This is a genomic window from Halopseudomonas sp., assembly GCF_047631575.1.
Lineage (GTDB): Bacteria > Pseudomonadota > Gammaproteobacteria > Pseudomonadales > Pseudomonadaceae > Halopseudomonas.
In genome coordinates this window covers 62,323-87,009 of sequence record NZ_JBLIAB010000008.1, presented here as the reverse complement: position 1 = coordinate 87,009, position 24,687 = coordinate 62,323, and the positions used below count along the sequence as shown (strand labels likewise).

Genomic DNA, 24,687 nt, shown 5'->3' with positions numbered 1-24,687 from the left:
GACCACTTTTCGGGTAGTAAACATGACTGTACGGCACTTTCTTTCGTTGATGGACTGCTCCCAGGCCGAGTTGGTCGGGCTGATAAAGCGAGGCGTCGAACTCAAGGCGCTGCACCAGCAGGGCGTCATCTACGAGCCGTTGAAGAACCGTGTATTAGCCATGATCTTTGAGAAAGCTTCGACACGGACCCGTGTCTCTTTCGAGGCTGGCATGATCCAGCTTGGCGGCCAGGCCATTTTCCTGTCACCGCGTGATACCCAACTGGGTCGCGGAGAACCGATTGAAGACAGCGCCCGTGTGTTGTCCAGCATGTGCGACGCCGTGATGATCCGCACCTTTGCCCACCAAGACCTTGAAACCTTCGCTCAGTATTCCCGGGTACCGGTTATCAACGGCCTGAGCGATGACCTGCATCCGTGCCAACTGCTGGCTGACATGCAAACCTACCTGGAGTATCGCGGCAGCATCCAAGGCAAGACCGTCGCCTGGGTCGGCGATGGCAACAATATGTGCAACACATTCATCCAGGCGGCGATTCAGTTCGATTTCAACCTGCGTATCGCGTGCCCCAAAGGCTACGAGCCAGATCAGGCACTCCTTGATCAGGCTGGCGAAAGGGTTTTTTTGACGCATGATCCACTTGAAGCAGTCGCTGGAGCGCACCTGGTGAACACCGACGTGTGGGCTTCAATGGGCCAGGAAGACGAAGCTGAAGCACGACTCAAGCGGTTTGCCCCCTATCAGGTCACACCAGCCATGCTTGATCATGCTGACGAGTCGGTGCTGTTCATGCATTGCTTGCCCGCCCATCGCGGCGAAGAGGTCAACAATGAAGTCATGGAAGACTCACGCAGCGTAGTCTGGGACCAGGCGGAAAATCGTCTGCACGCACAAAAAGCACTGGTAGAATTTCTGCTAGCCGACTGATCGAGGAGTCACCATGCCTGACACTCACAGCATCGTTCTGGAGCTGAACCAGTTGGCCTGCGGATACGGCGACCATCCAGTTGTAAGCGAGCTCGATATCAATCTGCGCATAGGTGATATCGGCTGCCTGCTTGGCCCCTCAGGATGTGGCAAAACGACCATTCTGCGCGCCATTGCCGGCTTCGAACCGATCACTGCCGGTGAAATCCTGCTGGATGGAGAACGCCTGTCCAGCCCGATCAAGCGCACGCCGCCAGAGCAGCGGCGTATTGGCATGGTCTTTCAAGACTATGCATTGTTTCCACATCTAACCGTACAAGACAATGTAGCCTTCGGCATCAATCGACATCCCCGGCGCAAGCGGATTGTCGAGGAGCTTCTCGACCTTGTGAAGCTTTCCCAGCTAGGCAAGCGCTATCCCCATGAACTCTCGGGTGGCCAACAACAGCGGGTGGCACTGGCACGTGCGCTCGCACCTGATCCCAAGCTACTACTGCTGGATGAGCCCTTCTCAAACCTGGACGGTGAACTGCGACGCAGGCTTTCGGGAGAAGTCCGCGAGATACTCAAACAGCGTGGCACCAGCGCGTTACTGGTAACCCACGACCAGAACGAAGCGTTCGCTGTCAGCGACCATGTCGGCGTCCTGCGCGAAGGAAGACTGCAACAGTGGGATTCACCGTTCAACCTTTATCACGAGCCCGCCACACCTTTTGTGGCCAGCTTCATCGGGCAGGGCTACTTCATTCGTGGCCAGTTGATCTCGCCAGATACTGTACAAACGGAACTAGGAGTCATCCAAGGCAATCGTGCATACAAGCTGCAAGTCGGCAGCGCGGTGGATGTGTTACTTCGACCGGATGATATCGTGCTTCAGGAAAACAGTGATTTGAAGGCGATTATCATCGGCAAGACATTCCTTGGAGCGACCACACTCTACCGTCTGCAGCTACCTACGGGCAGTATTCTCGAGGCAATCTTTCCCAGCCACGATGACCATCCACCGGGGCAAACTGTCGGTATACGTATTGCCGCTGACCATCTGGTGATATTTCCCGCCCAGGGAAGTGTAAACGTACATGCCCAACTGCCTCTGGAACAAATGCTCGACATCACTTCCTCAGAAAACGCCGAGCGATAACCGCTGCCTGCGCGACCAATCTATGCCGGGACCGATCTGCCTTCTTCCGCTCAGCCCATATGAAAGAAAGCCAGTTTGTTTCCGTCTAGGTCACGCAGGTAAGCGCCATAAAACGTGGGCATCCGTGCACCAGGCTCTCCTGCATCAGTCGCTCCCAGGGCAATGGCTTTGTGATAGAGCTGGTCCACGGCTTCTTTCGACCCGGCCGGAATAGCAAACATATTGCCATTACCCGGAGCCGGCGATTCATTGTCATAGGGGGTACATACAGCCAACATCGGCTTGTCGAGACCCGGACCGATCATCGCCAGCCGGCCGATATCCATGAGTACTTTAGCCCCCATGCCTGACAATAAATCGACATAAAAGGCTTTAGCTTTTTCAATATCGCGGGTGCCTATCGTGACGTAACCAATCATGTTTGTTCCTCTTCTCGAAAATCCAGCCAGCGAAATAGCTGTCCGGCAATTAATACTTCAGGGCGCAGGGCGGTAGAGAATACTACTGACTGTGGCATGAACAACGCGTGAATGCCGATAATCCGTGTTCTGCATCATGCCAAGCACAATGATCTGGTTGGCCGGATCGATCCACACCCACGGGCCGTGAATACCCCACCACCAATACGTATCAGTCGGTAGGTAATACGCTTTCTCGCTGTCGTTGACTACCGCAACATTAAGACCAAACAGGTTACCAGGTGCCCAGTCGGGCCCGTCGACTCCTTGAGGTAGCTGATTACTGCGCATCATCTGAACCGTCTCGGGCTTGAGCAGTCGGACGCCATCAAGTTCGCCCTCATTAAGCAGCATACGGGCAAAACGCAGGTAATCATCCATCGTTGAAACCAGCCCCCCTCCGCCGTTCAAAAAAGCTGGCTTGCTTAACCAAGGAGCGTTTGAATAGGGCTTCAATCCATCCTCGGTAGGCGTATAGGACACCGCCAGTCGGTCTTGCTTGTCCACGGGTACAAAAAATCCCGTATCGACCATCGCCAAAGGGGTGAAAATACGCTTGTTGAGGAACTCATCAAAAGGCATTTCGGAGAAGACTTCGACAAGACGTGCCTGAATATCTACCGCCACACTGTAATGCCACCGCGTACCCGGCTGCTGGCGTAGCGGAATATCACCTAGTCTGGTGACCATGTCGGCGAGTGTTGTATCCCGGTTCTGCAGGTCGACTTCGACATAGAGCGTATCAGCTTGTGACTCGGAGAAACGACCATAGGTAAAGCCCGCAGTGTGCGTCATCAGCTCACGGATGGTCACGGCATGCTCTGCTGCAACCGTGCGCAATTTACCGTCGGGACCAGCAGGGATCTCAACCCGCAGATTCGCAAGCTCAGGCAGATACTGGCCGACCGGGTCGTCGAGTTCAAAATGGCCCTCTTCATACAGCATCAACAGAGCCGTGCCGGTAATCGGTTTAGTCAAAGAGAAAATCTTGTAGATAGTGTCATCTGTGTGCGGTTTTTGCTCAGCGATGTTCTGCAATCCTACCTGATCCCGATATACGACTTTGTCCGCCTGCCAGATCAGAGTTGAAATACCGGACAACTTCTTTTCGGCAACCTGGGCATTTAAAGCCTGTCCCAGCAGCTGCAGTCGCGGCGTAGATATCAGATAGCGCTCATCACTGTGTTCCTGCGCCGACGAAGGCCCGGCAAATAGCACCATGCTAATGGTGAGACATACAACGGAAAGCAGCATTTTTTTGTGCAAAAAACGATGTGTCATCGGAACCTCAAGAAATAAACAATTTTTATTTTTGACAGCCGCCGTGGATCATATTCGCAAAATGTACGCAGATATAGCTAATTGCTGAATCGGCATATGGTCAGAAACAATTACTACACCTCCTGAAATGATCCTTTACTTTGTAAAGGGCCCAGGGGCAACTACTCTCTATGTAAATCCTTAAACAGGACATCCCATGAATCGTAGAACTCTTCTGGCCAGCATTTTGATATTGCCGGCGTTTCCGTTGCTGGCGCGTACCGCGCTGGCCCAAACACCCGATAACAAGGCGCGGAACATGCAATTGACACCCCTGGATAGACCCGATATTTATTGGAGTGACAAAGTATCCGATGAGGCCTTCGATGTACTTTTTGAAGAGAGCACAGAGCGCCCCGGAACCAGCCCGCTCGACAAGATCTATGAGCCGGGTACTTATGTATGCGCAGCCTGCCGTCTACCGCTCTTCGACAGCGCGGACAAATTCGATAGTGGAACCGGCTGGCCCAGCTTTACCCGACCTATTGAGGGCCACATGAATACCAAGCAGGATTACAGCATGATCTGGCCACGTACCGAGTATCACTGTGCACGATGCAGCGGCCACCAGGGTCATGTATTCAACGACGGGCCACCCCCACGGGGTGAACGCTGGTGCAACAACGGTGTTGCGCTCAGTTTTATCCCGCAAGGTGACGTCCTGCCGGAGCTTCGAGGATGAATATCAGTACAGCTTTAATGGGCCTTCTAATGACCCTGCTACTCGGGCAACAAGCTGCTTTCGCCAATGAGCCTTTGGAGCAAGGTCCAGCCGGTACGGAAATGGCCGTTTTTGCTGGCGGCTGCTTCTGGTGTACTGAGGCCGATTTCGACAAGGTCACCGGGGTACTAGAAACGGTCTCCGGCTATATTGCAGGTGACGCAGAGACAGCCAACTACCAAGACGTCTCCTCTGGCCTGACCGAGCATATTGAAGCTGTTGCGGTATTTTATAACCCTGAAAAGACCAATTTCAGTACTCTAGTCGAGGCCTTCTGGCCTAGCGTCGATCCAGTAGACGGCGGCGGCCAGTTCTGTGATCGTGGAGCACAATACCGCACCGCTTTGTTCTACGCGGACGAGAAACAGAAGCGCGCCATCGAGGCTTCTCATCAGGCCTTGCTGGATTCTGGCAGACTTAAAAAACCGATTGTGACCGATATCCTGCCGCAAACTGCATTTTATGCTGCAGAGGATTATCACCAGAACTACTATCAGAAAAATCCTCTGCGCTACAAATACTATAGAACATCCTGTGGCCGCGACGGACGCCTGAATGAACTCTGGGGTGCTGCTCGCAAGTAACACCGAACGCTTTTGGGTTGCGGGTTGGAAAAATTCCACGCTGGCGGTGATAATGTTCGGTTAATACTCCACAGCCCGAGCAGATACCAAGCAATGCAGATCGCCGAAAATACCGTTGTTCAGTTTCACTACACCCTTTCCGACGCCACAGGCGTACTCGAGAGCTCGCACAACCACCAGCCTGTACTCTACATGCACGGCCAACCCGGGCTAATCGATGGTTTGGTCGAAGCACTGGCTGGCCATGAAGCCGGTGAAACGTTCAGAGTCGAACTGCCCGTCGACAAGGCCTACGGTCCCCGCGAGGACAATGCGGTGCAGAAGGTTCAGGTTAAACACCTTCAAGGTGCAAAAAAGTGGAAACCCGGCATGGTTGCGATTATTCAGACCGAAGAAGGTCAGCGTCAGGTCACAGTCGTCAAGGTGGGTCTTTCCCAAGCAGAGGTAGATCGCAACCATCCCCTCGCTGGCAAGGACCTCACGTTTGATGTCGATATCCTCTCGGTGCGTGAAGCCAGTGAAGAAGAAATAGCCCATGGGCACGCACACGGTGAGGGTGGTCATCAGCACTGAGCGTCCATAAGGCTTGGGGGTGAGCCGAGTGCTAAACAATTGCTTAGCGAAATGCAAGAAAAAAGTGTAATATGAGCGCCTACTTTTCTCCAGGCAGGTATTTATGGCAGCCAAAACCGCCCCAAGCAAGCGCAAGGCCGACGCAGCAGTCGCCACAAGCACATCTATCGATAATCAGATCGACGCGTTTCTCGCCTCCGGCGGTGAAATCCAAAAGATCCCCAACGGTAAAAGCGGTCAAGTTTACGGCGCGCCCCGCCCAGGTCGTCCCGCAGCCAAATAACCTGCCAGGCGCATGCCTGGTTAGAGCAGTACTTCCGAAAAGTCTGCCTGGCAGACTTCAGGACCCTCCTGATCTGGCGTTTCAGAACCGTCGCGATAAAAACCCGACATGTTTAACGCCGTTGTATACCCACTCTTTGAAGAGTGGCATCGTGCAGAGACACCAACAACGCAGTGCCATCCGGAGCAACTCTAAAGCCGCCCCATTGGGCCGTTTCATACAATTCGCCCGTCCCTTCCTGAAAAAAGAACGCGTTGGGCCCCACTGAGGCTTCGCCATCGGTGGAGCGGATACGCATACTGATCCTGCCCGGTGCAGCCTTAGGCTCGCCCCCCACAGCATCAAGCGTCGCCCTGCCCTCATTATCTACCGCAAGATAGGCGTAGCTCGGCGCACCAGCGAATTCCAAGATATCCTCGATATGTTGCGCCAAGTCACTGTCTGCCGTAAACCGCAGTGCCATGTAATCCCCTTGCATGAGCGAGCGCGGATCTACTGGAGCGAGACGCAACAGCACCAGCTGTCCCTCGTTGAGCGTGCGCTCATAGCCCTGAACAGCAAGTAGCATGACCAAGACGACCAGTAACCAGGCGGCTACCAGGCCACTGCGCTGCATGAAGCGCTTCATGTCAGCGCCTCGGAATAACGTGACATCCACCAACCACACACCAGTAGAAAAGTACCACTGGCGATCATCAACAGGGATTTATCAAGCAGACTGATATGCAGGCTGTAATAAAGAACAAACAGGTAGAAGGTGGCAAACGCTGGCATCAATATCAGCCAGCTACGATTGCTAGCCTGAAAGACTGCAAGCCCCAGTGACAGCGTGAGTAAGAAGCCCGGTGCCGGCGATGCCAATACCGCGAGCAGCACTGCGGCGCCAAGTGCAAGCCAATATGATGCACCCAACGCTGACCTTACCAGCCATGCAACCACACCAACCAGCAAGCCATCCCAAGAGGATAAACAAGATGCATCCATTAAGCAGCTTCTGGCAGATTCAGCTCAAGGGATTGATCGAGCATGTCCTCACGCGCAAGCATGACCATAATCAGTGAGATTAGTGTCCCTGCATCAGTCAAGGCCCGTATTTGCGCCGAATAGGGGTGGTTCACCCAGTGCCTGCGTTGCAGCCAGAGCATGCAGGTAATCACCGCCAATGCCACGCAATAGATTGCAAAGCCTATACCCGTGCCGATCAGCACAGCCAAACTGATCAATGTCAGCAGCGCGCACAGATGTCGGTGCAGGAAGGATGAGGGCAGCCACAGCAATATGCCTGAAACCAGCAAGCTAAAAACCGCGAGCGGTCGCCAGCTATCAAGCTCCGTATCCAGGTATTCACCCAGCAAAAAAATCAACATCCCCTGCCCTGTCAGCGAGAACACCAAACCCACCTGACTAGCAAAGACCTGCTGTCGGCGAAACATCCAGAGCGCCAGCACAATGAGCATCACGCCCGCCACCGCTCGGCCCGGAATGTCGTCTACCAGCACAAACCAGGGACCCAACAAAGTGACAATGAACAGAATGGAAGCGAGCCATGCAGCAAGCCCAAGCAAGGCTGAGAGCCACCAAGGCGATTGCGTCCCTGCGAGCAAACGATCGTGTTGCGTAGCATCCAGGCTGAGTTTTTCCTGCAATTGATCCAATAACACTCCAGACCAGAGCTGTTTCATGATTGATATTCCCGAAACAGGCGTGCCAACCAGACAAACGCCAACGCACGGCTGACCATCAAAAATGCGCCCACAGCATTGATAATCAGAAAAAACGCATCCATCTCGCCCATCAGACGAAGCAGGCCCGACGTTGCCGAGACAATCAACCAGAACAACGTCATGGCAAGGATGGGCAGATCAAGACGTACCTGACGATAAAAAACCAACATCGCTCCGCTACTCAGCAGCAACGCAAACAATAGCGGTGCATATTCATCACTCCACCATGCTGCGGCACCTCCGCTTCCGAGTGCCGTCAATAAAGCGAAGCATGCCAAACGCTGAGCGGCACGCCTTGGCTGGGCCAGCAAACGGGTATAAAAACACTCAAAAAAAATGAGCATCACGAGATTGGCCAGCGCAATGACGAGTAATGCCTGATAGCCTTCCAGGCCGGCGAAAAGGCCATGCCACTGCGACTGACCGAAAAAAGCCAGAAGCGCCACTTGACCGACAACCCAGAACAGCCCCCAGCATGCCGCCGAGCACGAAAGCCAGGCCCAGGGGATTATCAGCAAGGCCCAACCCGCAAACAGCTGCCAGACGTCCGCGCCGGTCTGGTATGTCTGGCCGATCAATGCCAACACCGACCCGGTAGCAATACAGCAACCCAGCAGCGCCGATCGATACAGAATCGAGGCGGGGGACGCGATAAAAGCCAAGGCCGTAAAGACACTCAATCCGCTCAGAGCCAGTGAGAGCTTCACGAATCGATGCATGGCTTGCCAGTTCCAAGCAAAGAAAAAAATCACTCCGGCACTTAGCAGAATCACACCCGCCATTATGCACACACGCTCCAGAAGGATTTTCCAGTCGCCGGCATCCGGGGCCAGCGATCCTTGCTCGGCAAGAACCGACATCTGCTGCGCATCGAGCAATCCTTCCTCGGCCCAAGCCAGTATCTGTTCATTCTGTCTCAGTGCACCGCTCACATTGCTTCACCGCGCAACTGGGCTACCCGGCATTGCAACAATGCGACGCTGGCTTCACTTGGCGCTACAGGCTCACCGGCGACCAAACACACCCGCGACCAGAAGCGACGGAAGAAACCCTTGTGTGGATCGCGACTGAAGAAACTACCCCACAAACCACGCAGCGCCATCGGAATGACCAGTACGGGGTTACGCTCCAATATGCCGGAGACTCCATTGCGGAATTCGTTCATCTCTCCATCGGCCGTCAGCTTGCCTTCGGGAAAGATACATACAACCTCGCCCTCATCCAGATAATCGCTTATCCGTTTGAAGGCTAAGTCATAAATGGCTTCATCTTCATGGCGGGCCGCAATCGGGATAGCCCCTGCGGTGCGAAAGATAAAATTAAGTACCGGGAGTTCATATATACGGTAGTACATGACAAAACGCACCGGTCGCCGGACTGCACCGCCAATCAGCAACGCATCAACAAATGACACGTGATTGCAAACCAGCAAACACGGTCCCTCGTCGGGAATCGCTTCCAGATTCTCGTGTTGCACGCGGTACAGGGAATGACCCAGAAGCCAGATTAGAAAACGCATGCCGAATTCCGGCACGATACTGTAAATATAAGCACTCACCGCAACGTTCAGCAGCGAGATAACCAGAAACAGCTGAGGAATAGTCAGCTCCACAAGCGTGAGAAGCACAATGGCGGTGATCGCAGACAAGACCATCAGCAACGCATTGAGAATATTGTTGGCGGCAATCACGCGGGCGCGCTCGTTTTCGCTGGTGCGCGACTGGATCAAGGCGTAAAGCGGCACTATATAAAGGCCGCCGAACACGCCGATTCCCAGTATGCAGGTCATCACCCACCAGGCCGACGGCAGGGCCATTAGTTGCAACCAGCCATAGGGCAACGCCTCAGCCGGCACCCCGGTCGATCCCCACCAGAGTAATAGACCGAACACAGTCAAACCCAGGGAACCAAAAGGCACCAAACCGATTTCCACCTTGCGACCGGACATTTTTTCGCACAGCAGCGAACCCGTCGCAATGCCCACCGAAAATACCGTCAGGATCAGCGTGACAACGCTTTCATCCCCATGCAGGTAATCCTTGGCAAAGGCAGGAATTTGAGTGAGATAGGTAGCGCCGAGAAACCAGAACCAGGAGTTACCCAGCAGCGAGCGCGACACCGAGGGAACCTGCTGGACTAGCCCCAGATGCAAAATGGCCCAGGATTGACGGAAAATATTCCAGTCAACTTTGAGTTCCGGCATAGCTGCATGAGCCCGAGGAATAGACATGCTAGCCAGAAAGCCAAGCACAGCCACAGCCAGCACAGAACCCGCAACCCAAGTAGCCCAATCCACTCCGGACATCAGCAAACCGGCATACAAGGTCCCGCCGAGTATCGCCAGAAACGTACCCATTTCTACCAATGCGTTGCCACCGATCAACTCGTGCTCCTGCAGATGCTGGGGAAGAATCGAGTACTTCACCGGACCAAACAACGCAGACTGCGTCCCCATCGCGAAGAGTACGGTCAGTAGCACAGGCAGACTACCAAGCACTAGCCCGACAGCCCCGGCCAGCATGATACCTATCTCGCCCAATTTGATAATACGAATCAAGGCATCCTTGGCGAACTTCTCCCCAAATTGACCGCCCAGCGCAGAAAACAGAAAAAAGGGAAGAATGAAAAGCATCGCACTGAGATTGATCAACACATCGTGATCGGCCACAACCACGATCTTGAACAGAATAGCCAGGATCAGCGCCTGCTTGAAAACGTTATCGTTGAATGCGCCCAGAAACTGGGTCAGAAAAAACGGCAGAAAACGCCGTTTCTTCAGAAGACTGAACTGCGAGTGCTGTGACATCCAGGCGCTATCCTTTTATGTCTATCCTTGATTTTGGATGCCAGCATAACGGAACACCGTTCAGGGCTCCACTTGCAGCCTGACGTTGCGCCGCTGTATCCACTGGTGAATACGCTCGTGGCGGTCAGAGGTCAGCGGGTAATTCCATGCAACGGCAAAAGCGGCTATGTAGAGCAACACAGGTCCGATGATGTAGAGCAAGCGCAGGGCCATCAACTGACCGTCCGTATGGACCACCTGGGTAGCGTCGAAACCCACTAACGCAAGCAGTCCTAGCGACAAACCCAGTCCAAATGCCATAGCCAGTTTCTGAGCCATGCCCGACATTGCAAAAAACAGCCCTGTGCGATGTTCTTTGCTACGCGCAGTATCGACGTCAACAATATCAGCCAGCATAGACAGAGGCAGAAACTGGAACGCGGCGAAGCAGAATCCCTTCACCGCGAACATCACGGCAAAGGGCACCAATTGACCCGCCTGGAGGAAGAACATGCCCAGAATGCTCGCACTGGATACGCCGACAGCGACACAAAACGCCTTATGCTTGCCAATACGCTTGCCCAGAATCAGCCAGAAGGGAATACCAAGAATACCGACACCGAAATACAACAGGTACATCAGACCGATCTGCGCCTGAATCTGGATGACATGCTGCATGAAGAATACCGACAGCGCGTTGCGAAAAGACTCTCCCGTTACCACGATCAACAACATCAGTATCATGCGTTTGAAGGGGCCGTTGTTCTTCAACACGCGCATACCCTGCTTCCAGTCTGTGCGCTGAACTGACTGCGGTGGTGCCTCCTTGACCCGGGTCACCACCATGAAGACTGTCAACGGCAACAGGATTATGAGCAACCAAGCCATACTTGCCAGAATAGGCCCATAACCTGTGCTCAGCTCACCGTTGGTGCCAATCATCCAGATCAGCGTCTGCATCAACACGCCATCAGTATCACCGGCCTGAAACTTGGCGCCCATAGCCTGTACGACTGCCGGCGCTAGCGCGGCAAGGAACAGACCGATCAGCACAAAGCCTTCTCGCGATGCTGTAACGCGACTGCGCTGGTGGTAGAGCGACGATAGCTCAGCCCCCCATGCGCCGTAGGGCAATGTAACCATGGTCCAACCTAGATACATGATAATGGTCCAGGTCAGCAGATGACTAATGCCTGCTCCTTCAGGAGGCATGAAAATCATGACCGTACCCAGAAGCATCACGGGCGTGCCCATAATCAGCCAGGGCTTGCGGCGGCCTATCCGCGTTTGCCAGCGATCACTCAGAGTGCCTATGAGCGGGTCAGTAATCACATCAGACAGTCGAGCAATAACCAGTACGATGGCCATCAAAGCCATATTGAGCCCTACCTCCTGGGCATAAAAAGGAGGCAGATACACCACCAGGGGATAACCGATGATGGCCAGTGGCATACCCACTGAGCCGTGAATGAGGATGGTCGAACGCTTCAAGACACCTGACTGACTCATACTGCACTCCCGCAGAAAACGGCCAGATACAACCCTATAGATGGACTTTCCGGCCTGTTATTGTTATTCGTAGTCTGATTAGTTCTGACGCAATACACTTACAATTAAATTGCAGCCGCCTTTTATTGAACTTTTTTCTGATAATGCAGTATGCAGGCACAAACACACTGTCTGACAGATGTTCGAGCCACTATCTAAAAATGCAATGATGCTTATTCACCGACCTTATGTTCAAAGGGCAGACAAGGGCAATACTCAATTCAGGCAGTTCAGCTTATATTGAACCAACATCCATGCCAGCGGTCTGAAATATGAACAGGAGAACAACTTGAAAAAACGCCCGATCCAACTACTAACCTCCACTCTTCTTCTCGTCTCGAGTCTGGCCTGCGCAAGTGCTTTTGCGCAACCACCGGAAAACCGTGGCAACACTGAAGCACGTGAAGGCAAGCACACTCAGAAATTCGACGAAAAGCGCCATGGCAATAAATCAGATGACGGACGGTACAGCCAGGAACAGCGTTCGTGGGACCGAGATGAGCGCTCCGTCAATCTTGAGGAAACCGTTATTAGGGCTATCTTTCGAGATCAACAACGCTATATCGAGCCAACTGCGTCCTTACCACCGGGAATTCGTAAGAATCTTGCACGCGGCAAACCGCTACCTCCTGGCATAGCTAAACGATTCGACGGCCGGGTACGGTCAAACCTACCTGACTACCCGGGCTATGACTGGCGCCAAGTGGGTACTGATGCTGTGTTGGTAGACGCTACGACGGGGGTTATCGAAGCCATCATAGACAACGTCCTGCAATAGAAAAGGACCGGAAAAGATACACTTTCCCCAAGCATTGTCGTGTTGTGCGAACTATCCTTGGTTCACTACTATGGGATACTTCATGCTGAGATTACTAACCTACCGCTATTGGAAAATGGCCCTGCTAGCAGCCAGCATCATACTACTCGCCGCTTGCAGTGCCACCCGCCTTGCCTACAACAATCTTGACTGGCTAATTCGCTGGAAAGTGGGTGACTACGTATCGCTCGACCGTGCCCAGAAGCAATGGCTGTCATCCCGTATCGAAGGTCATCTGGACTGGCACTGTAGAAGCGAACTTCCACAGTACTTGCCGCTCCTGGACGACCTAGGGACCAACCTCTACACAAAACATCTTGATCCAAGTGTACTAATGCAGGGGCTTCCTAATGTGGAGGCCTCTGCAGATCGTCTGATCGGAGAAATTACGCCCACTCTCATAGGTCTTATGCGCCAACTCGATGCGCGGCAGGTACAGGAACTGACCAAGAATCTGCAAGAAAAGCAGAACGAGATGAATGAGAAGTATCTTGAGCCAGACTTGCTGGCACAGAATCGAGACCGTATCGAGCGGGCGCAGGATCGCCTAGAGGACTGGACTGGACCACTCAATGAACCGCAGCAAGCGCTGTTAACAGTCTGGTCTGCTGAACTAGAAGGGCAGAACCAGATATGGTTGCAAAATAGACAGGCCTGGCAGAGCGCTTTTGTAGACACCGTCAATCGTCGTGACCAGCCCGACTTTGCTCAACACATCACCGACCTGATGATGGATCGTGAACGCTTTTGGACCGCCGATTTCAAGCGAATCGCCGCTACCAACACAGAACGTGGCGCACAACTGATAACGGACCTCATGCAGCTTAGTAGCAACAAACAACAAAGACACCTGAGCAAACGCCTAGCCGGCATTAGAGCGGATATACAGGCTCTACAATGCACCGACGCATAGCAGCTGCTTCAATCACTCCTGTAATTCAGCGAGTATTGAATCGAGCGCCAACGCGGACGAATTCGCTCGTGTAATCGGGCGACCGATTACCAGATAACTGCTGCCATCGCTCATTGCCTGACGGGGTGTGACTACTCGTTTCTGATCATCTGCATTAACGTCGACTGAGCGAATACCCGGGGTCACCAACAAGAGCTCGCTACCCAGTGCACCGCGCAATGCTTTTGACTCACGGGCCGAGCAGACCAGGCCATCGAGACCACAGTCCTGAGCCAACCGACCGAGCCGCTGAACCTGGACCATGGGCTCAATATCAACACCAACCTCATGCAAATCTTTATGTTCGAGACTGGTCAGCACTGTAACCGCAATAAACAGCGGACGATGACCGGAGCGAGCCTGGAGAACATCAGTACACGCCTCCATCATTCGCCGACCGCCACTGGCGTGTACGTTGACCATCCACACGCCCAATTCAGCTGCAGCTCTGACCGCACTAGCCGTGGTATTTGGAATATCATGGAATTTCAAATCCAGAAAGACTTCGAAGCCGCGCTGGTGAAGCTGATCCACTATTGCCGGGCCGCTGCTGGTAAATAACTCCTTACCAACCTTGACTCGGCATTTAGCCGGATCCAGTTGATCGGCCATCGCAATGGCCAGGGAAGATTCCGGGAAGTCCAACGCGACGATTATCGGGGTATCGCAGGGCATGAATTAATCCTGTAAAAATATTGATACCACTCAAACTGCCTCGCGACCTTTGAGCGGTCTGATGGTTGACCAGCCATGACACGTAGGGCACTGCCAGTGCAGATGCTTAGCCATGAAGCCACATGACGTGCAGCGGTACGGGTGCTTTTCCAACACAAGCGCCTCCACGACACCACGCAATATGAGCAAATTATCCCGTCCCTTTGCATCCACATGATCCAGATGCAAATCGATCAGGTAAAGAAGTCCCCGTAGCGAAGGCTGACGCTGAATATGCTGCAAGACAAAACGACTTACATCTCCGACGCTATTTTCCCCGCGCAGAAAGTCGGCCCGGGCAAGCACCGTTTCGATCAACGGTGACCCGCTGTCGATTGTTGAGTCCAGATAGGCGGCTATATCAAGCGCGCCATTATGAGCGCTACGTCGCGCCAGAGGCAAGGCATGGGGAACCATATCCGGGTCTCTTGCGGCGAGCCGCTCTAACCAAGTTGCAGCGTCCTTATATCGCCGCAGACCGTCTTCCAGCTCAGCCAACATCAACATTGCGCGAACACATCCCGAATCGACTCGAAGCGCATCATTTAGATGCTTGCGCGCCTGAGATAATTCCTGTTTTCGCAGCGGCTCAAGCGCAATTTCGCAGTAGTAATGAGCCAAGGTTATTGCAAATTGTGGCCGATCACGAACCAACTTTTCACCCACGGCGGTCGCGTTCAACCAGTCGTGCTCGCGCTCATGAACCTTGACGAGATCGACAAGAGCTTCGGCTCGCAAGGGTGACCCACTTTCCACCAGCTCATCCAGAAGCCGTTCGGAGCGATTGTGCATGCCAACGGCAAGATAATCCCGAGCCAATTCCAGTTGCACGTTATCTGCCTGAATTCGGGTTAAATTAGGCCGCGCGAGCAGATTCTGATGTACCTTGATTGCCCGCTCGACATCACCACGCTGGCAAAATAACTTGCCAATGGCAATGTGTGTTTCTACGGTTTCGGGGTTCACTTCCAAGGCGCGTATAAAGGTTTCGATCGCCTCATCAGGCTGCTCGTTAAGCAGGTAGTTCAAGCCAATGAAATATTGCCGATCCAACGCACTGCCGTGGGGCTGGACCATGAAACCAACCTTGATCGCTTCACGACGGCCCAAAAGCCAGCCTATTCCGAGCGCCAGCACAAAGAGCCCGAGGAACATCAGCTCCTGCATGGGTATCAGCCTTTGACCGCCTGAGTGCGAAGCTTGTCGACTTCCTTGCGATAACGATTCAGCTCATTACTCTGCACCATGAGTTTCAAGCGCAAACGAGTTGTAATGAGCCAACCGATAAACACACCGAGAAGACTTCCAAGAATGAAGGCAACGATAATGAAAAGGGAGAGTGGCATAGCAGGAGATTGCAATTCAAGAAATTGAAGCTGGATACTTTGCTGGTTCTCCAGCACAAAATCCAGAGTTGCTAAGGCGACTAGCAAAAGGAGAGTTATAAGTATTGCGCGCTTCAGCCATTGCATACCACACCACCCCAGTCCATTCGTGTCAGGAGAGTATAGCGTAGTGCAAAGCGTGGGAGAAACCGCTTCACGCTATCTGCAAAGACTCGTTAACCCGATCACGCAGCTCCTTGCCAGGCTTGAAGTGTGGCACGAATTTACCATCCAGCTCTACCGAATCGCCTGTTTTGGGATTACGTCCTACGCGCGGCGCACGATAATGTAATGAGAAGCTGCCGAAGCCACGAATTTCAATCCGTTCACCGCCGGCAAGCGCCTGAGACATATGTTCCAACATGGTCTTGATAGCCAGTTCGACATCCTTGGCTGATAACTGTCCCTGCTGCTCGACTATGCGCTCGATCAACTCCGACTTGGTCATGATTTTCCTTTTTTATCAAGCGGCTAGCTCTATTTTTATTATTTTTACCATGCTTGGCCCGGTTTGAACAGTGTACGAACCGTCGCAACCAGTCAGAAAGCATCAAATGCGAAAAAAAGGCACAAAAAAGGGCGACCTAAGTCGCCCTTTTCAGGAACTACAAGGGCTTGAATCAGTTACCCTTGTTTTCCATCTGCTGCTTGATCAGATCACCAATGGTGGTCGGACCGGAAGCGGCCATTTCCTGCTGACGCAGACCCTGGATCGCTTCTTTCTCATCTTCAACGTCTTTCGCCTTGATCGACAGACTGATCACGCGGCTCTTGCGATCAATGCTGATGATTTTGGCTTCGACTTCGTCACCAACGTTCAGGACGTTACGTGCATCTTCGACTTTGTCACGACTGATTTCAGAGGCTTTCAACGTGCCTTCGATTTCTTCGGCCAGAGTGATGATGGCGCCTTTGGCATCAACTTCCTTAACGATACCGTTCAGGATGGTGCCTTTCTCGTTCAACGAAGCAAAGTTGGAGAACGGATCGTCTTCCAGCTGCTTGACGCCCAAGGAGATGCGCTCACGCTCTGGATCGACCGACAGAATGACGGTTTCAATCTCGTCACCCTTCTTGAAACGACGCACGGCTTCCTCGCCAGCTTCGTTCCAGGAAATGTCGGACAAGTGAACCAAACCGTCGATGCCGCCATCCAGACCAATGAAGATACCGAAATCGGTGATCGACTTGATGGAGCCGGAGATCTTGTCACCCTTGTTAAACTTGCTGGAGAACTCTTCCCATGGGTTCATCTTGCACTGCTTGATGCCCAAGGAAATGCGACGACGATCTTCGTCGATGTCCAGAACCATAACTTCTACTTCGTCGCCAACGTTTACCACTTTCGAAGGATGGATGTTCTTGTTGGTCCAATCCATTTCGGATACGTGAACCAAGCCTTCTACGCCTTCTTCCAGCTCTGCGAAGCAGCCGTAATCTGTCAGATTGGTAACTTTGGCAGTAACGCGAGTACCTTCTGGGTAGCGACCTGTGATAGCGACCCATGGATCTTCGCCCAGCTGCTTCAGACCCAGAGAAACGCGGTTGCGCTCACGATCGAACTTCAGCACTTTGACGTCAATCTCGTCGCCAACATTAACGATTTCGGAAGGATGCTTGATACGCTTCCATGCCATGTCGGTGATGTGCAACAGACCATCTACGCCGCCCAGATCGACAAATGCGCCGTAATCTGTGAGGTTCTTGACGATACCTTTGACAACCTGACCTTCCTGCAGAGTTTCCAGCAGGGCTTCACGCTCGGCACTGTTCTCGGCTTCGAGGACGGCACGACGGGAGACAACGACGTTGTTGCGCTTCTGGTCAAGCTTGATGACCTTGAATTCCAGTTCCTTGCCTTCCAGGTGCGTGGTGTCGCGCACAGGGCGGACATCGACAAGCGAGCCTGGCAGGAACGCGCGGATAGTGTTGACATCGACGGTAAAGCCACCTTTGACCTTGCCGTTGATAACACCCTTGACGATTTCTTCTGCGGCGAAAGCTGCTTCGAGGACTTTCCAGGATTCGGCACGCTTGGCCTTCTCACGGGACAGTTTAGTTTCACCGAAACCGTCTTCAACGGCTTCCAGTGCAACATGGACCTCATCACCCACTTTGATCGTCAGCTCGCCCTGATCATTCAGGAATTGCTCACGGGGGATGACACCTTCAGACTTCAAACCAGCATGAACGGTGACCCAATCGGAGTCGATGTCCACAATGATACCGGTGATGATGGAACCCGGCTGCATGTCGAGGGTAATTAGACTTTCTTCAAAAAGTTCGGCAAAGCTTTCGCTCATTTGGAATCCTGTAAATGGTTATTTAGGCAGTAACCGCCTGGCCGCTTGTTATTTCGCGCGCCCTGCAGCAAACATACCCGCCACATCACCAGCTGATGTGGGTTGATTATTAAATGCCCGTTGCCGGCCAGGCTGGTTTCCCGGCAGCGGATGCCCTGATTAGCCCTGAAGGTCGCGCTTGCGTGCTTCCGACAACACCGCTTCAAGTACTTCTTCAATCGACAGACTGGTCGAATCAAGTACGATTGCATCGTCAGCCGGGCGCAAAGGCGCCACACTGCGAGTCATATCGCGCTCATCCCGTGCCAAAATCTCATCGAGAAGACTCGCCAGATTAGCAGCTTCACCTTTTTCGAGCAACTGCTTGTACCGGCGCTCTGCTCGGATGTGGGGGCTGGCGGTCAAAAAAATCTTCACCTCAGCGTCGGCGAAGACGACAGTACCCATATCCCGGCCGTCGGCTACCAGACCAGGCGCTTCGCGAAACGCTTGCTGTCTTTGGAGCAAGGCTGCTCGCACCACCGGAATTGAAGCTACCTGCGACGCCCCAGTACCCATCGCCTCGGTACGAATCGCGCGCGTCACCTCCTCACCCTCGAGGATAATCCGTTGTTCACGGTCGCCACCGTCAGCCAGGAACTGGACGTCGAGATGGGCAGCCAGAGTCTTCAAGGCCTCCTCATTGGTCAGGTCCACACCGTGATTCTGCGCGGCAAACGCCAGCAGCCTATACAGTGCGCCGGAATCCAGCAGCTTCCAGCCAAGTCTAGCTGCCAGCAGACCGGCGATCGTGCCTTTGCCCGACCCGCCAGGTCCGTCGATGGTAATGACCGGTATGGCTTGATCTGTCACGCGCTCTCCTTTAACCGAACCATGATGCCAACCGAACTGGCCAACGCCACAAACCCCGGGAATGATGTCGCCACATTGGCGCAATCGTTAATGTGTATATCAGTCAACGCGCGCAACGAGGCAATGCTGAATGCCATTGCGATGCGGTGATCACCGTGACTCTCGACTGCCCCCCCCCGCAACTGGCCGCCCTCGATGATAATACCGTCGTGGGTAGGTTCGGCCTGGATGCCAAGGGTCTGCAACCCGTCCGCCATAACCTGAATCCGATCTGACTCCTTGACCCGCAGCTCTTCGGCACCGCGCAATATGGTGCGCCCTTCTGCGCAGGCTGCCGCAATGAACAATGCAGGAAACTCATCGATAGCCAGCGGCACCTGATCAACCGGAATATCGATCCCTTTCAATGCTGCATGGCGCACACGAATATCAGCTACAGGCTCACCGCCGACTTCACGCTCGTTTTCCAGAGTTATGTCACCGCCCATTTCACGCAGAATATTGATAACCCCGATGCGAGTCGGATTGATGCCGACATGCAGCAGAAGCAAATTTGAGCCTTCAGCAATACTTGCAGCAACCATGAAAAAGGCCGCCGATGAAATATCTGCGGGGACATCAATACGACATGCCGTGAGCACTTGGCCGGGGTCGACAGTCACTTTGGCGCCCTCGACCAACACGGGATAACCAAAACCCTTAAGCATCCGTTCGGTATGATCGCGCGTTGGCGCAGGCTCGGTCACCGAGGTGCGCCCAGATGCATAAAGTCCGGCCAACAACAGACAGGATTTTACCTGAGCACTGGCCATCGGCATGGTGTAATCCATACCCACCAACCGGCTGTCGCCCTGAATGCGCAGTGGCGGCCTGCCCTCTTCGCCCGTGTCGATCCGCGCGCCCATTTCCCGCAGCGGCTTCGCCACCCGACCCATCGGCCGCTTAGACAGGGAGATATCCCCGGTCAGCTCACTGTCGAACTGCTGGCCCGCCAGCAAACCGGCAAGCAGCCGCATGGAGGTGCCGGAATTACCTACATAGATGGGACCAGGCGGCGCCTGCAAGCCATGCAGACCTACACCATTGATGGCTACGCGCCCGTGATGTGGCCCTTCGATGACCACGCCCATGTCACGGAACGCCTGCAGGGTAGCCAGACTGTCTTCACCCTCCAAGAAACCCTCAACCTGCGTAACACCCTCGGCCAGGGAGCCAAGCATAATCGAGCGGTGGGAGATGGATTTATCACCCGGGACGCGAATACTGCCTTGAACACATCCACCGGGGCTCGCAATGAAATTACTGACTTGAGTCTGCATAGGTTCCGTATAGGCCCTGCGGGCCAGAATATGACTGAAATGTTCGCGGGCTGATTTGGCCCGCGTAAAGACGCCCAGCAAGGCTTTGGCATCCCCCTCATCGATTGCCGTGCGCAAATGCCCCAGATCCCGGGTAAAGGCGTCGAGACTGCGCAGTACGGCGCCCCGATTAGCGAGAAAAATATCGCGCCACATGGTTGGATCGCTTGCCGCAATCCGAGTGAAATCGCGAAAACCACCCGCGGCATAACGGAATATCTCCAGATTTTCGCTACGCGACGCCAGGGTATCGACCAGTGAAAACGCCAGCAGATGCGGTAGATGACTAGTCGCAGCAAGTACCTCGTCATGATCTGCCAGCGCCATATGTTCCACATCAGCCCCGAGCGCCCGCCACAGGCCGCTTATCAGATCGAGCGCCTGCGGATCTGTTTGCTCTAAGGGTGTCAAAATAACCTTGTGCCGCTGGAACAGCTCGGCATCAGAAGCTTCTACCCCGCTACGTTCAGATCCAGCTATCGGATGACCCGGCACGAACCGTGAGGGCACCTTGCCGAATGCGCGCTCCACTGCCGCCACTACCGCACCCTTGGTACTGCCGACATCGGTAATGACCGCATCACCAAGCTCAAGCCGAGCCAGCTCCGTGAGTACTTTCTCCATGGCCAATATCGGCACGGCGAGCATAATCACATCGCTCCCGACTACCGCTTCTGCCAGGCTGCCGGGTGCGCTGTCGACAACACCCAGGGGTACCGCTAGATTGCGCGCCAATGGATCAGCGTCGTAGCCGATCACCTCACGACACAGTCCCGACTGCCTGATGCCCTTGGCAAAAGACCCACCAATCAACCCAAGGCCAACGACAACCAGTCGCCCGACAGTACCCTTACCCATTCAGCATTGCCTGCTTCAGAACATCAAGAAAGCGTTGATTCTCTTCAGGCAGACCAATGGAGACCCGCAGATGATTAGGCATGCCATAGTTGGCGACGGGCCGTACGATGACACCTTGCCGCAGCAGGCTGTTGAAGATTGTCGCGGCTTCACGACCAAGATCGACCGCAATAAAATTGCCTCTTGAAGGAATCCAGTTCAGCTTCAACGCGATAAATCCGGCCTCCAGCTGAGCCATACCCTCGCGATTGATACGACGACTCTCGACTAGGTACGCCTCATCTTCCAGAGTCGCTACCGCGGCGACCAGGGCCAGCGTGTTGACATTGAAAGGTTGGCGAACACGGTTCATCGCATCGGCAATCGCCGGGTGGCAAATGCCGTAACCTACGCGCAGAGCCGCCAGACCGTAGGCCTTGGAGAAAGTGCGCGACACCAGCACATTGGGATACTGGCTAAGGTAGTCTAGGCCGTTGGGTACGTCCGTGGTTTCCACGTACTCTGTATAAGCTTCGTCAAGCACGACGATGACCTGTTCCGGCACTTGCGCAAGAAAGCGTTCCAGCTCTGCCTTTTCGATCCAGGTGCCGGTGGGATTATTCGGATTGGCAACAAAGACCAAACGGGTTTTTGCCGTTATGGCGGCGGCCATTGCATCCAGATCATGACCCCAGTGCTTGGCCGGCACCACTACAGCCTGCGCACCTACGGCCTGAGTAACAATTGGATAGACAGCAAAAGCATGCTCACTAAACACCACTTCGTGTTGCGGGCCGACAAAGGCACGGGTGACCAGCTCAAGGATATCGTTGGAGCCATTGCCCAAGGTAATCATCGCCGGATTGACGGCCAGCCGGCGGGACAGTGCTTGCTTCAGTGCGAAGCCATTACCATCGGGGTACCGGGTCATCTCCGGCAACGCTGCCTGGATGGCCGCGACGGCTTTCTGGCTTGGTCCGAGCGGGTTTTCGTTACTAGCCAACTTGACGATATCAGCGGGATTCAACCCGAACTCTCGGGCAAGCTCGCCAACTGGCTTGCCGGGTACATAGGGAGACAGCTTTTGAACGCCTGGCTGCGCCAGGGCAAGAAAATCGCAAGTCATAAAACACGCCTCGGATAGCGACATTCAAACGACAGATAGCAACCCCAGAAGGACCGCTCCTTTAGCCACACAACCTATTCGCCGCGACTACAGCACGGCCTTTGGATACGAACCGAGCACCTTGAGCGCGACCGACTCGTCATTGATCTTCTCCAGCACATTTTTGATCAGCGGATCATGCTGATGACCAAAAAAGTCAATAAAGAACACGTAAGTCCACTTACCGCTGCGCGATGGCCGCGTTTCGATACGCGAAAGATCAATGCCATTATTATGGAACGGCTGCAACAGATGATGCAGAGCACCCGGCTTGTTACGCATGGAAACGATAACTGATGTCTTGTCGTCGCCGGTTGGCGGGACCATCTGGCTGCCAATAATCAGGAACCGGGTCGAGTTATCCGGCCGATCTTCAATTTTTTCGGCAATCTTGCTCAATCCATACAGCTCGCAGGCCATATCGCCGGCGATCGCCGCGGAATTCCATTCACCTTTCACCCGCTTTGCCGCTTCGGCGTTGCTTGCCACCGCCACGCGTTCAACATTCGGGTAATGCGCGTCCAACCACTTGCGGCACTGGGCGAGCGACTGAGCGTGGGAATACACCCGGGAGATACGGTCGGTCTTGGTATTCTCACCAATCAGCAGATGATGATGAATGCGCAACTCTACTTCGCCACAGATGACCATATCGTGTTCGAGAAAACTGTCTAGCGTATGGTTGATAGCGCCCTCAGTAGAATTTTCCACCGGCACCACGCCAAATTGGACAGCGCCAGCGGCTACTTCGCGGAAAATCTCGTCGATCGCAGCCATAGGCACGCTGACCACAGAATGGCCAAAATGCTTCATCGCAGCCGCCTGGGTAAAGGTGCCTTCGGGGCCCAGGTAAGCTACTTTGAGGGGCTGTTCCAGCGCCAGGCAGGCGGACATGATCTCACGGAACAACCGAGCCATTTCCTCGTTGTCCAGCGGGCCTTTGTTTAACTCCATGATGTGCTTGAGCACCCAGGCTTCACGCTCGGGCCGATAAAATACCGGCTCACTGCCGGCTGGCAATGACTTCTGCTTGACCTGAGCCACCGTCTGCGCGCAATGGGCACGCTCGCTGATCAGCTCGAGAATTTTTTCATCAAGTGAATCGATGCGCTTGCGCAGCGCCTTGAGTTGGTCTTCATCAGACATGCCAATTAGCCCTGTTGCTTTTCGAACTCGGCCATATAGGCCACCAGCGCATCGACCGCATCCTGGGAAACGGCATTGTAAATCGAAGCACGCATGCCACCGACAGAGCGATGACCCTTTAGATTCAACAGCCCACGCTCTTCAGCTCCGGTCAAAAATGCCTTGTCCAGACGATCGTCACCGAGACGGAAAGGAACGTTCATCCAGGAACGATCGGCCGGATTGATCGGATTGCTGTAGAACTCGCTGTCATCGATAGCCTGGTACAGCGTGCGCTGCTTGGCGTTATTGATCCGCTCCATCGCCTCCAGGCCACCCTGCTCTTTCAGCCACTTGAAAATCAGACCGGCCAGATACCAGCCAAAGGTCGGTGGCGTGTTGTACATCGAGCTATTCTTCGCTGCCACCGAGTAATCGAGCATGGTCGGACAGCTGGCTCGCGCTTCACCCAGCAAATCTTCACGCACAATGACTACGACCAGCCCGCTGGGCCCAATATTCTTCTGCGCGCCAGCGTAGATCATGCCGAATTTGGAAACATCAATCGGTCGCGACAGAATAGTCGAAGACATATCCGCGATAAGAGACTTATCGCCAACCTGAGGGATCCAGCCGAATTCAAGCCCGCCAATCGTCTCATTTGGCGTGTAATGCACGTAGGACGCAGCGTCGGATAGTTTCCAGTCGTTCTGGCCCGGAATCGCAAAGTAGTCATACTCCTTGGCGCTGGCAGCGACATTGACATGGCCGAAACGCGAGGCTTCCTCGATCGCTTTAATCGACCAGATTCCGGTATCAATGTAGTCGGCACTGCCGCCCTCGGGCATGAAGTTGAGCGGTACCTGCGCGAATTGCTGACTCGCGCCACCCTGCAGGAACAGTACCCGGTAGTTGCTGGGGATGTTCAGCAAATCACGCAGATCCTGCTCGGCCGTCTCGGCGACGCTGGTGAACTCTTCACTACGATGACTCATCTCCATCACGGAGAGACCCTTGCCTTGCCAGTCGAGCAGCTCGGCCTGTGCCTGCTTCAGCACGGCTTCGGGAAGCGCCGCCGGGCCGGCGCAGAAATTGAACAGTCGCTTGCTCACGT

At 54.1% G+C, this 24,687-nt stretch carries 26 protein-coding genes; 8 read left to right on the top strand and 18 right to left on the bottom strand.

Annotated elements, in window-relative coordinates; translation table 11 throughout:
* Positions 1 to 22 precede the first annotated feature (22 nt).
* Both argF and ACJAXR_RS13530 read left to right on the top strand, forming a co-directional pair.
* Positions 23 to 928, top strand: a complete 906-nt coding sequence (gene argF, locus ACJAXR_RS13535; RefSeq protein WP_415058805.1) for an ornithine carbamoyltransferase — start codon at positions 23 to 25, stop codon at positions 926 to 928.
* A 13-nt stretch (positions 929 to 941) separates the two neighbouring features.
* Entirely contained in the window at positions 942 to 2,069 is a 1,128-nt protein-coding gene (locus ACJAXR_RS13530) for an ABC transporter ATP-binding protein (RefSeq protein ID WP_415058804.1), read from the top strand.
* Positions 2,070 to 2,119: 50 nt separating this feature from the next.
* Here the strand turns inward: ACJAXR_RS13530 and ACJAXR_RS13525 are convergent, their stop codons facing one another.
* Both ACJAXR_RS13525 and ACJAXR_RS13520 read right to left on the bottom strand, forming a co-directional pair.
* Positions 2,120 to 2,488 carry a VOC family protein gene (locus ACJAXR_RS13525; protein ID WP_415058803.1) on the bottom strand — a complete coding sequence of 123 codons (369 nt, stop codon included), beginning with the start codon at positions 2,486 to 2,488 and terminating at the stop codon, positions 2,120 to 2,122.
* A gap of 57 nt (positions 2,489 to 2,545) precedes the next feature.
* Positions 2,546 to 3,808 carry a serine hydrolase domain-containing protein gene (locus ACJAXR_RS13520; RefSeq protein WP_415058802.1) on the bottom strand — a complete coding sequence of 421 codons (1,263 nt, stop codon included), beginning with the start codon at positions 3,806 to 3,808 and terminating at the stop codon, positions 2,546 to 2,548.
* A gap of 196 nt (positions 3,809 to 4,004) precedes the next feature.
* On the opposite strand from ACJAXR_RS13520, the gene msrB reads away from it, so the two are divergent.
* The 4 genes from msrB to ACJAXR_RS13500 all read left to right on the top strand — a co-directional run bounded on the left by msrB (position 4,005) and on the right by ACJAXR_RS13500 (position 6,008).
* Positions 4,005 to 4,529, top strand: a complete 525-nt coding sequence (gene msrB, locus ACJAXR_RS13515) for a peptide-methionine (R)-S-oxide reductase MsrB (RefSeq protein WP_415058801.1) — start codon at positions 4,005 to 4,007, stop codon at positions 4,527 to 4,529.
* Positions 4,526 to 5,152 (top strand): peptide-methionine (S)-S-oxide reductase MsrA, encoded by a 627-nt coding sequence (gene msrA, locus ACJAXR_RS13510; RefSeq protein WP_415058800.1) that lies wholly within the window; start codon positions 4,526 to 4,528, stop codon positions 5,150 to 5,152. Before msrB ends, msrA begins: the two co-directional genes overlap by 4 nt.
* A gap of 93 nt (positions 5,153 to 5,245) precedes the next feature.
* Entirely contained in the window at positions 5,246 to 5,725 is a 480-nt protein-coding gene (locus ACJAXR_RS13505; RefSeq protein ID WP_415058799.1) for an FKBP-type peptidyl-prolyl cis-trans isomerase, read from the top strand.
* Positions 5,726 to 5,828: 103 nt separating this feature from the next.
* The gene (locus ACJAXR_RS13500; protein WP_415058798.1) at positions 5,829 to 6,008 is read left to right on the top strand and encodes a hypothetical protein; all 180 of its coding nucleotides are present in this window, start codon (positions 5,829 to 5,831) and stop codon (positions 6,006 to 6,008) included.
* A 112-nt stretch (positions 6,009 to 6,120) separates the two neighbouring features.
* Here ACJAXR_RS13500 and ACJAXR_RS13495 read toward each other — a convergent pair whose 3' ends face one another.
* The 6 genes from ACJAXR_RS13495 to ACJAXR_RS13470 are packed head-to-tail and all read right to left on the bottom strand — an operon-like array spanning position 6,121 to position 12,026.
* Positions 6,121 to 6,636, bottom strand: a complete 516-nt coding sequence (locus ACJAXR_RS13495) for a GDYXXLXY domain-containing protein (protein WP_415058797.1) — start codon at positions 6,634 to 6,636, stop codon at positions 6,121 to 6,123.
* Positions 6,633 to 6,992, bottom strand: a complete 360-nt coding sequence (locus ACJAXR_RS13490; protein ID WP_415058796.1) for a DUF4401 domain-containing protein — start codon at positions 6,990 to 6,992, stop codon at positions 6,633 to 6,635. The genes ACJAXR_RS13495 and ACJAXR_RS13490 overlap by 4 nt, the downstream gene beginning before the upstream one ends.
* On the bottom strand, positions 6,992 to 7,690 hold the full coding sequence (locus tag ACJAXR_RS13485) for a DUF4401 domain-containing protein (RefSeq protein WP_415058795.1): 699 nt from the start codon (positions 7,688 to 7,690) through the stop codon (positions 6,992 to 6,994). The genes ACJAXR_RS13490 and ACJAXR_RS13485 overlap by 1 nt, the downstream gene beginning before the upstream one ends.
* Positions 7,687 to 8,664, bottom strand: coding sequence for a DUF2157 domain-containing protein (locus ACJAXR_RS13480; protein WP_415058794.1), 978 nt, complete (start codon positions 8,662 to 8,664; stop codon positions 7,687 to 7,689). Before ACJAXR_RS13480 ends, ACJAXR_RS13485 begins: the two co-directional genes overlap by 4 nt.
* Positions 8,661 to 10,538 carry an MFS transporter gene (locus ACJAXR_RS13475; protein ID WP_415058793.1) on the bottom strand — a complete coding sequence of 626 codons (1,878 nt, stop codon included), beginning with the start codon at positions 10,536 to 10,538 and terminating at the stop codon, positions 8,661 to 8,663. Before ACJAXR_RS13475 ends, ACJAXR_RS13480 begins: the two co-directional genes overlap by 4 nt.
* A gap of 60 nt (positions 10,539 to 10,598) precedes the next feature.
* Positions 10,599 to 12,026, bottom strand: a complete 1,428-nt coding sequence (locus tag ACJAXR_RS13470) for an MFS transporter (RefSeq protein ID WP_415058792.1) — start codon at positions 12,024 to 12,026, stop codon at positions 10,599 to 10,601.
* Between the two features lie 328 nt (positions 12,027 to 12,354).
* On the opposite strand from ACJAXR_RS13470, the gene ACJAXR_RS13465 reads away from it, so the two are divergent.
* Together ACJAXR_RS13465 and ACJAXR_RS13460 are read left to right on the top strand one after the other, a co-directional pair.
* The gene (locus ACJAXR_RS13465; protein WP_415058791.1) at positions 12,355 to 12,843 is read left to right on the top strand and encodes an anti-virulence regulator CigR family protein; all 489 of its coding nucleotides are present in this window, start codon (positions 12,355 to 12,357) and stop codon (positions 12,841 to 12,843) included.
* An 82-nt stretch (positions 12,844 to 12,925) separates the two neighbouring features.
* Complete coding sequence (locus ACJAXR_RS13460) at positions 12,926 to 13,795, top strand: DUF6279 family lipoprotein (RefSeq protein ID WP_415058790.1); 870 nt, start codon at positions 12,926 to 12,928, stop codon at positions 13,793 to 13,795.
* Between the two features lie 12 nt (positions 13,796 to 13,807).
* Here ACJAXR_RS13460 and pyrF read toward each other — a convergent pair whose 3' ends face one another.
* From pyrF to serC, 10 genes are all read right to left on the bottom strand, one after another.
* The gene (gene pyrF, locus ACJAXR_RS13455) at positions 13,808 to 14,509 is read right to left on the bottom strand and encodes an orotidine-5'-phosphate decarboxylase (RefSeq protein ID WP_415058789.1); all 702 of its coding nucleotides are present in this window, start codon (positions 14,507 to 14,509) and stop codon (positions 13,808 to 13,810) included.
* A 30-nt stretch (positions 14,510 to 14,539) separates the two neighbouring features.
* Complete coding sequence (gene lapB, locus ACJAXR_RS13450; protein WP_415058788.1) at positions 14,540 to 15,715, bottom strand: lipopolysaccharide assembly protein LapB; 1,176 nt, start codon at positions 15,713 to 15,715, stop codon at positions 14,540 to 14,542.
* A gap of 5 nt (positions 15,716 to 15,720) precedes the next feature.
* A complete protein-coding gene (locus ACJAXR_RS13445; RefSeq protein ID WP_415058787.1) occupies positions 15,721 to 16,020 on the bottom strand; it encodes a lipopolysaccharide assembly protein LapA domain-containing protein in 300 nt (99 codons plus the stop codon).
* A gap of 67 nt (positions 16,021 to 16,087) precedes the next feature.
* Positions 16,088 to 16,381: an integration host factor subunit beta gene (gene ihfB / locus ACJAXR_RS13440; RefSeq protein ID WP_415058786.1), complete on the bottom strand. Its 294-nt coding sequence runs from the start codon at positions 16,379 to 16,381 to the stop codon at positions 16,088 to 16,090.
* Between the two features lie 172 nt (positions 16,382 to 16,553).
* A complete protein-coding gene (gene rpsA / locus ACJAXR_RS13435) occupies positions 16,554 to 18,236 on the bottom strand; it encodes a 30S ribosomal protein S1 (RefSeq protein WP_415058785.1) in 1,683 nt (560 codons plus the stop codon).
* 159 nt (positions 18,237 to 18,395) lie between these two features.
* Complete coding sequence (gene cmk / locus ACJAXR_RS13430; protein WP_415058784.1) at positions 18,396 to 19,088, bottom strand: (d)CMP kinase; 693 nt, start codon at positions 19,086 to 19,088, stop codon at positions 18,396 to 18,398.
* Positions 19,085 to 21,304: a bifunctional prephenate dehydrogenase/3-phosphoshikimate 1-carboxyvinyltransferase gene (locus ACJAXR_RS13425; protein ID WP_415058783.1), complete on the bottom strand. Its 2,220-nt coding sequence runs from the start codon at positions 21,302 to 21,304 to the stop codon at positions 19,085 to 19,087. The genes cmk and ACJAXR_RS13425 overlap by 4 nt, the downstream gene beginning before the upstream one ends.
* Positions 21,297 to 22,409, bottom strand: a complete 1,113-nt coding sequence (gene hisC, locus ACJAXR_RS13420) for a histidinol-phosphate transaminase (protein WP_415058782.1) — start codon at positions 22,407 to 22,409, stop codon at positions 21,297 to 21,299. The genes ACJAXR_RS13425 and hisC overlap by 8 nt, the downstream gene beginning before the upstream one ends.
* Positions 22,410 to 22,496: 87 nt before the next feature.
* Positions 22,497 to 23,594, bottom strand: coding sequence for a prephenate dehydratase (pheA, locus tag ACJAXR_RS13415; protein WP_415058781.1), 1,098 nt, complete (start codon positions 23,592 to 23,594; stop codon positions 22,497 to 22,499).
* A gap of 5 nt (positions 23,595 to 23,599) precedes the next feature.
* Complete coding sequence (gene serC / locus ACJAXR_RS13410; protein ID WP_415058780.1) at positions 23,600 to 24,685, bottom strand: 3-phosphoserine/phosphohydroxythreonine transaminase; 1,086 nt, start codon at positions 24,683 to 24,685, stop codon at positions 23,600 to 23,602.
* Positions 24,686 to 24,687 lie beyond the last annotated feature (2 nt).